The sequence below is a fragment of the Pseudomonas sp. R3.Fl genome, from assembly GCF_023516765.1.
Lineage (GTDB): Bacteria > Pseudomonadota > Gammaproteobacteria > Pseudomonadales > Pseudomonadaceae > Pseudomonas > Pseudomonas citronellolis.
Genome location: NZ_JAMGSO010000001.1, coordinates 80608 through 97018 on the forward strand (window position 1 = coordinate 80608; position 16411 = coordinate 97018).

At 70.5% G+C, this 16411-nt stretch carries 2 protein-coding genes (1 of these 2 cut by a window edge); both read right to left on the bottom strand.

Translation table 11 applies throughout. The features are described 5' to 3' along the window. Positions 1-3141 carry a non-ribosomal peptide synthetase family protein gene (locus M8R19_RS00360; protein ID WP_249916675.1) on the bottom strand — a complete coding sequence of 1047 codons (3141 nt, stop codon included), beginning with the start codon at positions 3139-3141 and terminating at the stop codon, positions 1-3. After that, positions 3138-16411 carry the 3' portion of a non-ribosomal peptide synthase/polyketide synthase gene (locus M8R19_RS00365; RefSeq protein WP_249916676.1) on the bottom strand. The gene runs 229 nt beyond the window's last position, so the window shows 13274 of its 13503 coding nt (coding positions 230-13503); its start codon lies beyond the right edge, outside the window; its stop codon occupies positions 3138-3140. The genes M8R19_RS00360 and M8R19_RS00365 overlap by 4 nt, the downstream gene beginning before the upstream one ends.

Consider the following 16411-nt stretch of genomic DNA (forward strand, 5'->3'; position numbering starts at 1 on the left):
TCAGGCGGGCGCCTGCCCGGCGCGCGCGCGCTCCTGCAGGCGGGCCTTCTCCTCGGGGCTCATGGCGTCCAGCTGCAACCTGGCGCGGGCCAGCCTGACCAACTGGCCCGGCGTTGCCTCGCGGTCGCGCAGCCGCTGGGCGAGACCGGCGACGCTGGGGTGCTCGAACAGGTCCGCCGGCTGGATCTCGCACTTCAGAGCATTGCGTATCCCCGCCACCAGCTTGATCACCAGCAGCGAGTGGCCGCCCATCGCGAAGAAGTCCTGTTGCACGCCCAGCCGCTCCCGACCCAGCAAGGCGGCCATCCGTGCGGCCAGCCATTGCTCGAGGGGATCGGCGGGCGCCACGTACTCTTCCGTTTCGCTGGCGCACAGGCGCTGCAGGGCCTGGCGGTCGAGCTTGCCGTTGGGCAGACGCGGCAGCTGCGTCAGGGAGCGCACCTGGCGGGGCACCATAGCCGCCGGCAGTCGCTCGGCCAGCTGTTGCCGTAGCACCGTGGCGTCGTCGGCGGCGTCCCGCAGCACCACGAACGCCGAGGTCCCCTCCTCGCCATCGGCACCGGGCAGCACCACTGCCTCGGCGACCGCTGGCAGGCGCAGCAGCTCGCTTTCGATCTCCGTCAGGTCGACGCGGAAGCCGCGAATCTTCACCTGCTGGTCGCGCCGGCCCTGTAGCTGCACAGCGAGGTCCGGACGGTAGCGCGCCAGGTCGCCGGTGCGGTACAGGCGCTGGCCGGGGTGGAAGGGGTCCTCGACGAACGCCGCCGCGCCCTCCCCGCCCAGGTAGCCACGACACAGCTGCGCGCCACCCAGGTAGACCTCGCCCAGCACGCCGACCGGTGCCAGGCGCAGCTGTTCGTCGAGCACGTAGACACGGTTGTTGGGCAGCACCCGGCTCAGCGGCGCGACCTCCTCGTCGCCGTGCAGCGGGTGCACCATCACCCCTACGCAGGCCTCGCTCGGGCCGTAGTGGTTGAACAGGCGGCTAGCCGGCGCCTCGGCGCGCAACCGCCGCAGCAGCGCCGGGGCGCAGGGCTCGCCGCCCAGCACCAGGGTCGTCGGCATCGCCAGCGGCTGGTCGTCGAGCAGCGCGGCCAGGTGCGAGGGCACGATCTTCAGGCAGTCGATGCGACGCTCGGCGAGGAAGGCGGCGAAGCGCCGCGCGTCGCCCATGGTCGCCTCGTCCGCCACGTGCAGAGCGGCACCGTTGTAGAGCGCACCATACAGCGTGGTGTTGCCCAGATCGGCCGCCACCGAGGAGCTCAGCGCGAAGCTGGCGCAGCGCTCCAAGCCCAGTACCTCGGAGGCGCCGGCCACGTAGTTGAGCAGTTGCCCGTGCTCTATCACTACCCCCTTGGGCGTGCCGGTGGAACCGGAGGTGAACAGCACATAGGCGACGTCGTTCGCCGCCACCTCGTGGGCCGGCGGCGCTGCCGCGGCCGGCGCCGCCAGCAGTTCCTCCACCGTGCAGACGCGCAGACCATCCGCCACCAGCGGCTCCGCGCCCAGCACTACGCTGGCGCCGGTCTGGCGGATCAATTGCAGTTGGCGGGCCGGCGGCCACTGCGGGTCGAGCGGCAGGTAGGCGGCACCCAGGCGCCAGGCCGCGAGGATGCCGCCAAGCAGCGCCACCGAACGCGGCAGGGCCAACGCCAGCGTGGCGCCGGGGGCCACGCCCAGACGCTGCAGACCGGCGGCCAGGCGTTCGACCAGCGCGGCCAGTTGCGCATAACTCAGTGACTGGCTGGCATCGCTGACGGCAAGGGCCTCGGGCGTCTGCTGCAGCCAGTGGGCGAACCGCTGCGGCAGCAGCTCGGCGCCAGCAGGGGTGGCCGGCGGGTTGATGGCGTGCAGGCGGCGGGCCTGCGCCTCTTCCAGCAGCGGCAGGCTGGCCAGGGGCGCGGTGGGCTCAGCCAACGCGCCCTGCAGCAGCACCAGGTACTGTTCCTGCAAGGCCAGCAGAGCGTCGGCCGTATAGTGCCCGGTGTCGCTGCGCAGGATCAGGACCTCGGGCACGCCGTTGGCGTCCAGCTGCAACTGCAGCAGCAGTTCGAAGCCATCTCCCGCGGCGTCTTCCTCGTGCGCCTGCCAATCCAGGCCGCCGCCACTGGCCGGCGCGGCGCGACGGCGGCTGGCGAAGCCCAGGGCCGGGCCAGCCAGCGCATCCGGCGCCCAGTATTCCTGCCAGGCGCGGTGCGCCTCCAGTTGCTCGGCCAGCTGCGCTGCCAGGCTGGCGGCGCCGGCCTGCGGCTGCGCGGTCAGTTGCAGCGGCAGGGTGCGCTCGAACACCCCGGCGGCGCCGGCGAAGTAGTCGTAGTCGTGGCGCGCGTCATGCCGCACCCCGACCAGCAGTCGCGGGGTACCGGCTATGCGTGCCAGCAGCGCCCACCAGACGGCCTGCAGCAGCATCTCCGGCTCCTGGTCACTGGCGCCCAACGCCTGGCGCAGCGCCTCGGACAGGGCCTTGCGCAGCGCCGCGGGCGCACCGGCCTGGCCACACCGGTACGGCAGGCGGCTGCCGGCCAGCGCCTCGGCACCGCCCTGCAGGTGCGTGGTCCAGTAGGCGCGGGCCTCGGCGGCATCCTCGTCGAGGACCACCTCGGCGCGCCAGGCCAGGTACTGGCTGAACGGTCCGACCTCTTCCTCATCCGCCTCGGCATCCTCGCCGGCGTAGAGCGCAGCCAGCTGCGCCGGCAGCGCGGCAAGGCTGGCCGCGTCCAGCAGCAGGCGCGACACGCCCAGCTCCAGGCGCCAGTCCTCGGCGCCACGCTGCAGTAGCAACGCATCGGCCGCCGGCAACGCGTCCAGGCTGAAGCGGCGCGCCAACCAGACGGCGCGTGCGCTCTCGCCCTGCGCCGCGTCCACCTCGGTCAGGAGCGGCGCGACGCTTGCCGGGAAGCGCTGGCGCCAGCCGTGGTAGCCCGGCACCCGGCACAGGACGGCGGCCAGCGCCTGCTGGCGCTCGGCCAGGCGCGCCAGGGCGCCGCGCAGGCGCTGCGGGTCCAGCGTACCGCGGATCTCCAGCGCCAGACGCAGGCTGGCCTGCTCCCAGCTGGGCTGCTCCGGCAGGGCGGCGGCCAGGGCCTGCTGCTCCGGGGTCAGCGCCAGGCCGATGTCGTCGATCAGTTCAGCGGCGCTCATGCTTGGGCCTCCAGGGTGTCGGCGGCCGACGCGGCGACGGTGCGCTCGCGCAGGTCCTTCTGCTCGTACATGTCGCCCATGGCGACGACTATCTTGCGCGGCCCCTCGTAGGGATCGCGGGCGTGGGCGGCCAGCATGTTGTCGAGCAGAATCACGTCGCCCTTCTGCCAGTCGAAGCGCACCGCGCAGGCCTCGTAGAGCTCGCCGAGCAGTTCCATCACCGCGTCCTCGATCGGTGTGCCGTCACCGTAATAGACGTTGCGCGGCATGCGCTCCAGCCCATACATGGCCAGCAGGTCCTCGCGCACGTCCGGGTCCAGGCAGTGGATGTGGTGCAGCTGCACCTGGTTGAAGAAGCTCGCCTCTCCGGTGACCGGGTGGCGGATGATCGCCGGGCCGGGAGTGCGGATCTGCAGCTCGTCGGCCCCCAGCCATTGCCACTGGATGCCCGACTCGCGGCAGCGGCGCTCTACCTCGGCGCGGTCCTCGGTCTTGAAGAAGTGCTGCCAGGGCACGTCGAGCTTGTCGGCGAAGGTGCGCACGTAGAGCAGCCCCTTGGCCTCGAAGCGCTGGCGCAGTTCCTGTGGCAGGCGCTGGTACATCAGCCGGCAGTCCACCACCGGGGTGGCGCCGCCCTTCAGCGAGGGCTGCTCGCAGTAGAACAGTTGCTTGCGCGGCCAGCGGTCCTGGTGCGAGCTTTCGTTGTGGAAGAGGATCATCTTGCGCTCCGGGTAGGGCGTGGAGCGATAGGTGTTGCGCCCGCCCTCTTTCTTCGGCAGGTCGCCATACTGCCCGTAGAGCCCCGGCTGCACTGCCTCGGCGAAGGCCTCGAAACCCTGGATGCCGTCCAGACGGAAGCCGCGGAAGAGGATGCCAGCGTGCTCGGCCAGCTTCTGCTCCAGCAGCGGGCGGTTGTGCCGCGTCCACTCGATGAGGTCGAGCTGGCTGTCGCTCGGCTCCATCAGCAGCGGGAAGCGCTGACCGGGCACCAGCGGCGTCTCGCGCATGCCGGCCGGCTGCACGACGCCACCGGCCGACGCGGTGCCGGCGCGCTTGAGGAACTTGCCCAGCTTGTCGGCTTTGGGCCCCTTTGCGGTGGGCGTGGAAACGCCCGTGGATGGAACGTCGATTGGCATGCTGATAGCTCCCAGCTTCCTGTCCTGATCGGTGGCGAACTGTTCCAGCAGCGCGGTCCAGGCGCCGAGGAAACGCTGGATGCTGTCGCGCTGGAACAGTTCGGAGGCGAATTGCCAGTTACCCTGCAAACGCCCCTGTTCCTCTTCAACGAACAAGGCCATGTCAAATTTGGAGTGGACCTCCACCGCCGCCAGCGCTTCCACTTCCAAGCCGTCGATGGCGGCCCGTCGCGCCGGCAGGTTGTTCATCACGAAAAGCACCTGCAGCAGCGGGTTCATGCCTTTGAAACGCGGCACCGCGACACTCTCGACGATCATGTCGAAGGGCAGGCCCTGGTGCTCCAGCGCCGCCAGCAGGTCCTGCTGGATCTGCCGCAGATAGCCGCCCAGCGGCAGTTCGTCGCGCAGCCGCGAACGCAGCGGCAGTACGTTGACGAAGAAGCCGATCAGCGCCTCCAGGTCGGTATGCCCGCGCCCGGCCACATCCACGCCGACCACCACGTCGTCACTGCCGCAGAGACGGTGCAGGAACAGCTGGAACGAGCCCAACAACAGGCTGTAGAGGGTCACTCCATGGCGCTGGGCGACCTCGCGCAGGCGCGCGACCAGCGCGGCCGGCAGCTCGAAGCCGAGCTGGCCGCCGGCCTGCGAGGCGCTGGGCGCCCGCGGTCTGTCCAGCGGCAGCGGCAACTGCCCGCTGTAGCCGGCCAGACGCTCGCGCCAGTAGCCGGCCTGCTGTTCGAGAATGCCGGCGGCCTGCAGTTGCTCCTGCCACAGGGAGAAATCGGAGTACTGCAGTGGCAGCGCCGGCAGTTCGCCGCTCTCGCCGCGTTGAAGGCGCGAGTAACTCTGCACCAGGTCGTTGATCAGCACGCCGAGGGACCAGCCGTCGGAGATGATGTGGTGCATCGAGTGCAGCAGCACGTGCTCGTCGGCCCCCAGGCGCAGCAACCGGGCGCGCACCAGCGGCGCCTGCTCGAGGTCGATGGGCGTGGTCGAAAGTGCGCGGAAGGCCTCGTTCACCCGCACATCGCGTTCGGCCGGGGCCAGCGCCGACAGGTCCTCCAAGGGAATGTCCAGGCTCGCCCGCGCGGCGATCAGCGCCAGCGGGTTGCCCTCCTCGTCCTGGCTGTAGGCGGTGCGCAACACCTCATGGCGTTGGGCGACCAGTTCGAAGCTGCGCCGCAGGTGCTCCACCGCCAGCGGTCCGCGCAGGCGCAGGGCCATGGGCATGCCGTAGGCGGAGCTGCCACCGGAGAGCTGCTCGGTGATCCACAGGCGGCGCTGTACCAGCGACAGCGGCGCGCGAGTCTTGGCGCCGTGGCTGCGCAGCTGCGGCACCGCCGTGGCGGCCCCCTGGCCAGCCAGGCCAGCAATGTGCGCAGCCAGGTCGCCCAGGCACGGATGCTCGAACAGGTCGCGCAGGCCCAGCGGGGCGTCCAGCAGCTGGCGCAGGCGCGACAGTACCTGCGTGGCCAGCAGCGAGTGGCCGCCCAGTTCGAAGAAGTTGTCCTCCAGGCCCACCTGCTGCAGTTGCAGCACCTCCTGCCAGATGGCCGCCAGGGCCAGTTCCAACTCGCTGCGCGGGGCCACGTAGGCCTGCTGTGCCTGGCTGGCGTCCGGCGCCGGCAGCGCGCGGCGGTCCAGCTTGCCGTTGGCGGTCAGCGGCAGGCTACCGAGGAACAGCAGGTGCGTCGGCACCATGTGTTCCGGCAGCTTGGCCTTGAGGGCGCCGCGCAGTTGCTCGCGCAGGTCGTCCCCCTCCTCCTTCGGCACTATGTAGGCCACCAGTTGCGTACCGCCCGGCCCTTCGTGGGGCAGTACTGCCACCTCGCGCACCTGCGGTTGCTCCAGCAGGCGCGCCTCGATCTCGCCCAGCTCGATGCGGAAACCACGAATCTTCACCTGGTGATCGATGCGGCCGATGTACTCGATCACCCCATCGCGACGGAAACGCGCCAGGTCGCCGGTGCGGTACAGGCGCCCACCCTCGCCGGAGAACGGGTCGGCCACGAAGCGCGTACTGCTCAGGTCCGCACGGTTCAGGTAGCCCCGCGCCAGGCCGGCGCCACCGACGTAGAGTTCGCCGATGCAGCCCGGCGCCACCGGCTCCAGCTGGGCATCCAGCAGGTACCACGACAGGTCCGGGATGGGCTCGCCGATGGGGCTGGCGGCACCGCCCTCCAGATCGGCCAGGGTGATCGGCCGGTAGGTGACGTGCACCGTGGTCTCGGTGATGCCGTACATGTTGATCAGGCGCGACGCCTGGTCGCCGAAGCGTTCGAACCAGGGACGCAGCGCAGTGACTTCCAGCGCCTCGCCGCCGAACACCACATGGCGCAGCGCCAGATCGATCTCCCGCGCCGGGTCGCACGCCACCTGTTGCAGCTGCTTGAACGCCGAAGGCGTCTGGTTCAGCACGGTGACGCGCTCGCGGCACAGCAGCGCCAGGAAGTCCTCCGGCGAGCGACTGATTTCGTGCGGCACGATGACCAGCTTGCCGCCGTACAGCAGCGCGCCAAAGATTTCCCACACCGAGAAGTCGAAGGCATAGGAGTGGAACAGCGTCCAGGCATCGTCCTCGCCGAAGCCGAACCAGTGGTTGGTGGCTTCGAACAGACGCAGCACATTGCGGTGCGGCAGCAAGGTGCCCTTCGGCTTGCCGGTGGAGCCGGAGGTGTAGATCACGTAGGCCAGGTTATCGACCGTGGCGCGATTGGCCGGGTCGCTTTCCGGGTAGCCCGCCAGCCAGTCGGCGCCGCCCTCCAGCAGCAGGGTCTGCACACCGGGCGCCGCGGGCAGTTGCCCCTGCACCTCGACCTGGGTCAGCAGCAGGCCGATGGCGCTGTCCTCGATCATGTAGGCCAGGCGGTCCTGCGGGTAGCGCGGGTCCAGCGGCACGTAGGCGCCGCCGGCCTTGAGGATCGCCAGCAGGCCGACGACCATCTCCAGGCTGCGTTCCACGGCCAGCCCCACCAGCACGTCCGGGCCCACACCGGCCTCGATCAGCCGATGCGCCAGGCGGTTGGCCCGGGCGTTAAGCTCGCCATAGCTCAGGGCCCGGCCCTGCAAGGTCACCGCCACCGCCTGCGGGCGCAACGCGGCCTGGCGGGCGATGCCCTGATGCAGGCATTCCTCCACCGGGAAACCGCGCAGGTCCGGGTTCCAGGCCCGCAGTACGGCGTCACGCTCGGCCTCGGCCAGCATCGGTAGCTCGCCCAGACAACGCTGCGGCGCCTCCACCATGGCCTGTAACAGCTGCAGCCAATGCCCGGCGATGGTGGCGACGGCGCGCTCGTCGAACGCCGCACGCGCATAGCTGCAGCGCAGCTCCAGGCGCTCGCCCTGGTTGACCAGCACGGTCAGCGGGTAGTGTGTCTGCTCGTGGTTGCTCAATGCCTCGACGCGCAGGTCGGCCGGCGCCTCTTCGTTCAGCGCCTCGGCTACCGGATAGTTCTCGAACACCAGGATGTTGTCGAACAGCGCCTCGCCACCCTGCCCGGCCCAGCGCTGGATGTCGTACAGCGGCGTGTGCTGTTGCTCGCGCAGCTCCAGGTTGAGCGCCTGCACCTGCTGCAGCCATTGCGCCAGGCTCTGCTCGGCGCGCGGGCTGGCGATCACCGGCAGGGTGTTGATGAACAGGCCGATCTGCTGCTCGATGCCGCGCAGCTGGGCCGGGCGCCCGGACACGGTGGCGCCGAAGGCCACCGTGGCCTGCCCGGTATAGCGCTGTAGCAGCAGCAGCCAGGCGGCCTGCACCAGGGTGTTGAGGGTGACCTTCTGCTCTCGGGCGAAGGTGTTCAGGCGTTGCGTCCAGCGCTCGTCCAGTTCCAGCGCGTGGTCGGCGTAGCCCGGCTGCGCCGCCACTTCCGGGGCCAGCACCGCGGCCAGCCGGGTCGGCTCCTCCAGGGCCGCCAGTTGCGGCTTCCAGAAGGCTTCGCTGCGCGCTGCGTCCTGCTCCTGCAGCCAGGCGATGTAGTCGCGGTAGCGCCCACTGCCGCGCGCGACCTCCAGGCCACGGTAGCGTTGCAGTACCTCGCCGAGCAGTTGCGAGTTACTCCAGCCGTCCATGAGGATGTGGTGGTTGGTGTAGATCAGGTGGTAGCGACGTTCACCCGTGCGCACCGCCAGCAGGCGCAACAGCGGTGCCTCGGCCAGGTCGAAGCCCAGCCGTGCCTCGCCCCCGGCCAGGGCGTCGAGGGCCTTGCCCAGGTCAGCGCGGCCGCGCCAGTCGAGCAGGCTGAACGGCAATTCGACGCGCTTGCGCACCACCTGCAGTGGCTGCGCCTGGTGCCACAGGAAGCCGGTGCGCAGGATGGCGTGGCTGTCCAGCGCCGCCTGCCAGGCCTGGCGGAAGCGCTCGGGGTCCAGGCCCTCCACGTCCAGGCGCAGCTGGTTGAGGTAGTCGCCGCTGTCCTGCTGGTACAGGCTGTGGAACAGCATGCCCTGCTGCATCGGCGACAACGGGTAGAGGTCTTCGATCTGCCCCGGCGCCAGCGGCAGGCTGTCCAGTTCGGCCTGGGCGAGCCCGGCCAGGGGGAAGTCCGAGGGCGTCACTCCTTGCCCCTGAGCCGAGCAGCAGTGCGCCACCAGCGCCTGCAGTTCGTCGGCGTAGGCGTTGGCCAGGGCCTGGATGTCGGCCTCGGCGAAGCACTCGCCGCTGAAGCTCCAGTCGATGACCAGGGCGCCGGCATAGACCTGGCCGTTGAGGGTCAGCCCGGCGCCCATCGGCGCCCGTGGGTCGCGCTCGGTGCCGGGCGATTCACCACTGGGCACGAAGAACGCGTCCTGTTCGGTGGCGAAGCTGCCGTCGAACTGGCCCAGATAGTTGAAGGTGATGTTCGGCTGCGGCAGCGCGGCCAGCGCCGCGCGGTCCGCTTCCTTGCTCAGATAGCGCAGCACACCGAACCCAAGGCCCTTGTTCGGCACCGCGCGCAGTTGTTCCTTGACGCGCTTGAGCGCTTCGCCCGGCTCACCCGCCGGGCTCAGGCGCAGCGGGAAGACGCTGGTGAACCAGCCGACCGTGCGGCTCAGGTCGATGTCGTCGAACAGTGCCTCGCGGCCGTGGCCTTCGAGCAGCACGGCGGTTTCGGGCTGCCCGGTCCAGCGGCAGATCACCCGCGCCAGCGCGGTCAGCAGCAGGTCGTTGACCTGGGTGCGGTAGGCCGCCGGCGCTTCCTGCAACAGGCGGCGGGTAGCCTCTGCGTCCAGTCGGGTGCGTACCGAGCGCGCGTGTTGCAGGCTCTGCACGCCCTCGGGGTTGGCGCCGGGCAGGGCGAGGTCAAGGCCACGCAGCTGTTCCAGCCAGTAGCCGCGCTCGGCCTCCAACGCGCCGCTGGCGGCATGGGCCTGCAGGCGTTCGGCCCAGTGCTTGAAGGCGCTGGTCTTGGCTGGCAGGACGATGGCCTGCCCGGCCTCGGCCTGGCGGTAGGCGCCTTGCAGGTCCTCGAAGAGCACGCGCCAGGACACCCCATCCACCACCAGGTGATGGATCGCCAGCAGCAGGCGCTGGCTGCCATCGTCCAGCTCGACCAGCAGCGCACGCAGCAACGGCCCCTGGGCCAGGTCCAGGCTGCGTTGCGCGGCCTCAGCCAGGGCCAGCAGCGCGTCGGCGTCCGCCGCACGAGCCTGCCACAGCAGTTCGCCGTCGGCCGCCTCCAGCCCCTGGTGCTCGGCGCGCCAGTTGCCCTGCTCTTCGTGGAAGCTCAGGCGCAGCGCGTCATGGTGTTGCAGCACTGCGCGCAGCGCCTGGGCCAGCGCGTCGGCCCGCAGGGGTTGCAGCGCGCGCAGCAGCACCGACTGGTTCCAGTGCTGGCGCTGCGGGATGGCTTCGGCGAAGAACTGCTGCTGGATCGGCAGCAGCGGCGTGGCGCCGCGCACCGGCCCCTGCTCGATGGCCTGCGCCGCGCCTTGCACCGCCACGCTGGCAAGGCCACCGACGGTCTGGTGCAGGAACAGGTCCTTGGGACTGAGGTGGATGCCGGCCTGGCGTGCGCGACTGACCACCTGGATGGAGATGATGGAGTCGCCGCCCAGTTCGAAGAAGTTGTCTTCCAGGCCCACGCGCTCCAGCTTCAGCACTTGCGCCCAGATCGCCGCCAGGCGTTTTTCCAGTTCGCTGCGCGGGGCCACGTAGGCCTGCTGCGCCTGGCTGGCGTCCGGCGCCGGCAACGCGCGGCGGTCCAGCTTGCCGTTGGCGGTCAGCGGCAGGCTACCGAGGAACAGCAGGTGCGTCGGCACCATGTGTTCCGGCAGGACCGCCTTGAGCGCCGCGCGCAGTTCGTCGCGCAAGCCTTCGCATTCTCGACTGGGGACTATGTAGGCCACCAGTTGCGTACCGCCCGGCCCTTCGTGGGGCAGTACTGCCACCTCGCGCACCTGCGGTTGCTCCAGCAGGCGCGCCTCGATCTCGCCCAGCTCGATGCGGAAACCACGAATCTTCACCTGGTGATCGATGCGGCCGATGTACTCGATCACCCCATCGCGACGGAAGCGCGCCAGGTCGCCGGTGCGGTACAGGCGCCCGCCCTCGCCGGAGAACGGGTCGGCCACGAAGCGCGTGCTGCTCAGGTCCGCACGATTCAGGTAGCCCCGCGCCAGGCCGGCGCCACCGACGTAGAGTTCGCCGATGCAGCCCGGCGCCACCGGCTCCAGCTGGGCATCCAGCAGGTACCACGACAGGTCCGGGATGGGCTCGCCGATGGGGCTGGCGGCACCGCCCTCCAGATCGGCCAGGGTGATCGGCCGGTAGGTGACGTGCACCGTGGTCTCGGTGATGCCGTACATGTTGATCAGACGCGGCGCCTGGTCGCCGAAGCGTTCGAACCAGGGACGCAGCGCAGTGACTTCCAGCGCCTCGCCGCCGAACACCACATGGCGCAGCGCCAGATCGACCTCCCGCGCTGGGTCGCACGCCACCTGTTGCAACTGCTTGAACGCCGAAGGCGTCTGGTTCAGCACGGTGACGCGCTCGCGGCACAGCAGCGCCAGGAAGTCCTCCGGCGAGCGACTGATTTCGTGCGGCACGATGACCAGCTTGCCGCCGTACAGCAGCGCGCCAAAGATTTCCCACACCGAGAAGTCGAAGGCATAGGAGTGGAACAGCGTCCAGGCATCGTCCTCGCCGAAGCCGAACCAGTGGTTGGTGGCTTCGAACAGACGCAGCACATTGCGGTGCGGCAGCAAGGTGCCCTTCGGCTTGCCGGTGGAGCCGGAGGTGTAGATCACGTAGGCCAGGTTATCGACCGTGGCGCGATTGGCCGGGTCGCTTTCCGGGTAGCCCGCCAGCCAGTCGGCGCCGCCCTCCAGCAGCAGGGTCTGCACACCGGGCGCCGCGGGCAGTTGCCCCTGCACCTCGGCCTGGGTCAGCAGCAGGCCGATGGCGCTGTCCTCGATCATGTAGGCCAGGCGGTCCTGCGGGTAGCGCGGGTCCAGCGGCACGTAGGCGCCGCCGGCCTTGAGGATCGCCAGCAGGCCGACGACCATCTCCAGGCTGCGCTCCACGGCCAGCCCCACCAGCACGTCCGGGCCCACGCCGGCCTCGATCAGCCGATGCGCCAGGCGGTTGGCCCGGGCGTTAAGCTCGCCATAGCTCAGGGCCTGGTCCTGCAAGGTCACCGCCACCGCCTGCGGGCGCAACGCGGCCTGGCGGGCGATGCGCTGGTGCAGGCATTCCTCCACCGGGAAACCGCGCAGGTCCGGGTTCCAGGCCCGCAGCACGGCGCCACGTTCGGCCGCGTCGAGCAGTTCCAGCTCGCCGATGCGCGCCTCCGGGTGTGCCACCATGGCCTGCAGCAGGTTGACCCAGTGCGCGCCGATGCGCTCGGCGCTGGCGGCATCGAACAGGTCGCAGGCGTAGGTCAGCTCGGCGCTCAGACCCTGGGCGGTCTCGCAGGTGTCCAAGGTCAGGTCGAACTTGGCGGTCCGCACCTCCCAGACCATGTCCTCGATGCGCAGCCCGGCCGGCCCCACGCTGCGCGCGCCGCTGTGGTGCTCGCGCTGGTGGTTGTACAGCACCTGGAACAGCGGCGCGTGGCCAAGGCTGCGCTCCGGCTGCAAGGCGTCCACCAGTTGCTCGAAGGGCAGGTCCTGATGGCCCTGGGCCTCGACCACAGCCTGCCGCACCTGCCCCAGAAGGCTGCGGAAGCTTGTTTGCGGGTCGACTTCGGCGCGCAGTACCTGGGTGTTGACGAAGAAGCCGATCAGCCCTTCGGTCTCCAGGCGGTTGCGGTTGGCGATGGGCACGCCGACGCGGATGTCCGCCTGGCCGCTGTAGCGGTGCAGCAGGGCCTGGAACGAGGCCAGCAGGAGCATGAACAAGGTGCTGCCCTCGGCCTGCGCCAATTGCCCAAGGGCCTGTTCCAGCCCGGCCGGCAGGGCGATGCGCAAGCGTCTGCCACGCTGGCTGCGCTGGCTCGGCCGCGGGCGGTCGCCGGGCAACTCCAGCAGCGGCTGCTCGCCGCCCAGGCGCTCGCACCAGTAGGTCAACTGGCGCTCGCCCTCGCCGGCGGCCAGCCACTGGCGCTGCCAGGCGGCGTAGTCGGCATACTGGATCGGCAGCTCGGCGAACCTCGGCGCCTGCCCGGCGCTGCGCGCGGCATAGGCCTGCAGCAACTCCTCGACCAGCACCTGCAGCGACCAGCCGTCGGCGACGATGTGTTGCAGGGTGAGGACCAGCACCCGGTCCTCGGCTTGGCTTTCCAGCAGCAGGACACGCAGCAAGGGGCCGTTGCGCAGGTCGAAGGGCCGGTGCGCCTCCGCTTCGACCAGGGCGCGCAGCGCCGCCTCGTCCGTGCCCGGCGCCAGCTTGCGCTGCTCGATGGCCAGCGCCAGCCGCGGGTGGATCAGTTGGCGCGGCTCGCCGCCGACCTCATCGAAGGTGCTGCGCAGGCTTTCGTGGCGCAGCAGCAGGTCGTCCAGCGCCGCCTGCAGCGCCGCCACGTCCAGCTCGCCGCGCAGGCGCAGCGCCAGGGGGATGTTGTAGGCCGGGTTGTCCGGCTCCAGCTGCCAGAGGAACCACTGGCGCTCCTGGGCGAACGACAGCGCTGCAGCCTCGCCGCTGCGCCGCGGGATGCGCGCTTCGGCCTGCGGCGCCAGCCCGCCCAGGGCGGCAGCGAAGCCGGCCAGGGTCGGCTGTTCGAACAGCAGCCGCAGCGGCGCCTGGACGCCCAGGCGGCGGCGCACCCGTGAGACCACCTGGGCCACCAGCAGGGAGTGCCCGCCGAGGTCGAAGAAGTGGTCTTCACGGCCGATGCGCTGCACGCCCAGCAGTTCGCTCCAGATCGCCGCCAGGGTCTCCTCCAGCTCGCCCAGTGGGGCGCTGAAGGCAGCCTGCGCCAGGACCGCCTCGGGTTGCGGCAGGGCCTTGCGGTCGACCTTGCCGTTGGGGGTCAGCGGCAGTTCAGCCAGGAACACCCACTGCGCCGGCACCATGTAGTCCGGCAGGCCGGCCAGCAGGGCTTGCCTGAGCTGCTCGCGCAGCGCCGGCAGGGCATCGGCCTTGTGTCCGGCCGCCGGCACCAGATAGGCCACCAGTTGAGCGCCGCCGGGGCCGGGCTGGGCCACCACCACAGCGGCGTGCACGGCGTCCTGTTGCAACAGGTGCGCCTCGATCTCGCCCAGCTCGATGCGGAAGCCGCGGATCTTCACCTGGTGGTCGATGCGCCCCAGGTACTCGATCACTCCATCAGCGCGGTAGCGCGCCAGGTCACCGGTGCGGTACAGGCGCTCGCCCAGCCCGAAGGGGCTGGCCACGAAGCGTTCGGCGGTGAGCGCCGGGCGCTGGAAATAGCCGCGCGCCAACCCCTCACCGCCGATCAGCAGTTCGCCGGCGACGCCTGGCGCGCAAGGCTCCAGAAACTCATCGAGGATGTACAGGCCGGTATTGTCGATGGGTGCCCCCAGGTACGGGCGGCCCTGGGCCGGCACACGGTACTGCGCCGACCAGATGGTGGTCTCGGTGGGGCCGTAGAGGTTCCACAACTCTGGCGCCTGTTGCAACAGGCGTTGCGCCAGCTCCTCGGGCAGCGCTTCGCCGCCGCAGAGCAGGCGGCAGCCGTGCAGCAGCGGCGCACGCTCGCTGTCCAGCAGCATGCGCCAGGTCGCCGGGGTGGCCTGCATCACGTTCACGGCGTGGCGCTGCACCAGGTCGAGCAGTGCTTCGGGGTCCTGCGCGGCGTCGCTGGCGGCCAGCACCACGCAGGCGCCCCGGGCCAGCGGCACGTAGAGTTCCAGGCCGAAGATGTCGAAGGAGAAGGTGGTCAGCGACAGCAACCGGTCGCCCGCCGCCACGCCGGGTTGGCGGGCCATGCTGGCGACGAAGTTGGCCAGCGCGGCATGCCGTACCATCACGCCCTTGGGCTTGCCGGTGGAGCCGGAGGTATAGATCACGTAGGAGAGGTTCTGTGCCCCGGCCACTGGCGCCAGGTCGCCATCGGCGCGATCCTGCAGCAGCGCGTCCAGGTCGTCCAGCAGCAGGGCCGCGCAAGGCTGCTCGAGGGCGAGCTGTTCAAGTACCTGCTGCTGCGTCAGCAGCAATGCCAGGCCGCTGTCCTGCACCATATAGCGCAGGCGATCGGCGGGGTAGCGCGGGTCCAGCGGCACGTAGGCGCCGCCGGCCTTGAGCACCGCCAGCAGGCTCACCACCATGGCTACGCCGCGCTCCAGGGCGATGCCCACCAATTGTTCGGCGCCCACGCCACGCTCGCGCAGAAGGTGCGCCAGGCGGTTGGCCCGGGCATTGAGTTCCGCGTAGCTCAGGCGTGCCTCGCCGAACAGCAGCGCCGGCTCGTGGGGGGTCAGCGCGGCCTGGCGCTCGAACAGCTGGTGCACGCCCAACTCGGCGGGGAACCCGACCGGCGCCGGGTTGCACTGGAGCAGCAGGGCCTGGCGCTCGTCCGCATCGAGCATCGGCAATTCACCCAGGCGCTGCTGCGGGTCGCGCACCAGCGCCTGCAACAGGTTGCTCCAGTGGCGTCCCAGGCGCTCGACGCTGGCGGCGTCGAACAGGTCCAGGGCGTAGGTGAACTCGGCGCGGATACCCTGCGCCGTCTCGTAGGTTTCCAGGCTCAGGTCGAAGGGCGCGCCGGGCGCCTCCCACGACAACTGCTCCACCACCAGCCCCGGCAGATCGGCCAGGCGCGCGCCATGGCCGGCGACGCCCTGGTGGTTGTACATCACCTGGAACAGCGGGCTGTGGCCGAGGCTGCGCTCCGGCTGCAGCGCCTCCACCAGTTGCTCGAAAGGCAGGTCCTGGTGGGCCTGGGCCTCCACCGCCACGCGCCGCACCTGCTGCAACAGCTCGCGGAAGCTGCGTTGCGGATCCACCTCGGCGCGCAGCACCTGGGTGTTGACGAAGAAGCCGATCAGCCGTTCGGTCTCCACCCGATTGCGGTTGGCCACCGGGACCCCGACACGGATGTCGCGCTGGCCGCTGTAGCGCTGCAGCAGGGCCTGGAACGATGCCAGCAGGAGCATGAACAGAGTGACGTCCTCGCGCCGCGCCAAAGCCTTGAGCGCCTCGCTCAGTTCGGCCGGCAGCTGCACTGCGCTACGCGCGCCACGGTAGCTCTGGCGCGGCGGGCGCGGTCGGTCGCAGGGCAGTTCCAGCACCGGTTGCACGCCGCCCAGCCGGGCCTGCCAGTAGGCCAGCTGGCGCTCGCGCTCGCCGGCTTCCAGCCAGTGACGCTGCCAGATGGCGTAGTCGGCATATTGGATCGGCAGGTCCGCCAGATTCGCCGTACCGCCCTGGCGGTGGGCAGCGTAGAGGGCGATGAGCTCTTCCACCAGCACGCCCATGGACCAGCCATCGGCCGCCGCGTGGTGCAGGGTCAGTGTCAGCACGTGATCATCCGCCGCCAGGCGCAGCAGACGTGCGCGCAGCAGTGGGCCCTTGCGCAAATCGAAGGGCTGACGCGTCTCGTTCTCGACGAAAGCGGCAATGGCCATGGCCACGTCGCCCACGCCCACCTCGCTCACCGGCAGGTCCACCGACGACTCGGCGAGGATCAGCTGGCGTGCGTGGTCCTGCTCCTCATCCTCGACGAACAGCGTGCGCAATGCCTGGTGCCGGCTCACCACGCCGGCCAGCGCGGCGCGCAGCGCCTCAAGGTCCAGCTCGCCGCGCAGGCGTAGCG

What these genes read in the sequence shown, in the direction of transcription:
- M8R19_RS00360 (WP_249916675.1), bottom strand. Translation starts at nt 3,141, where the DNA reads ATGAGCGCCGCTGAACTGATCGACGACATCGGCCTGGCGCTGACCCCG.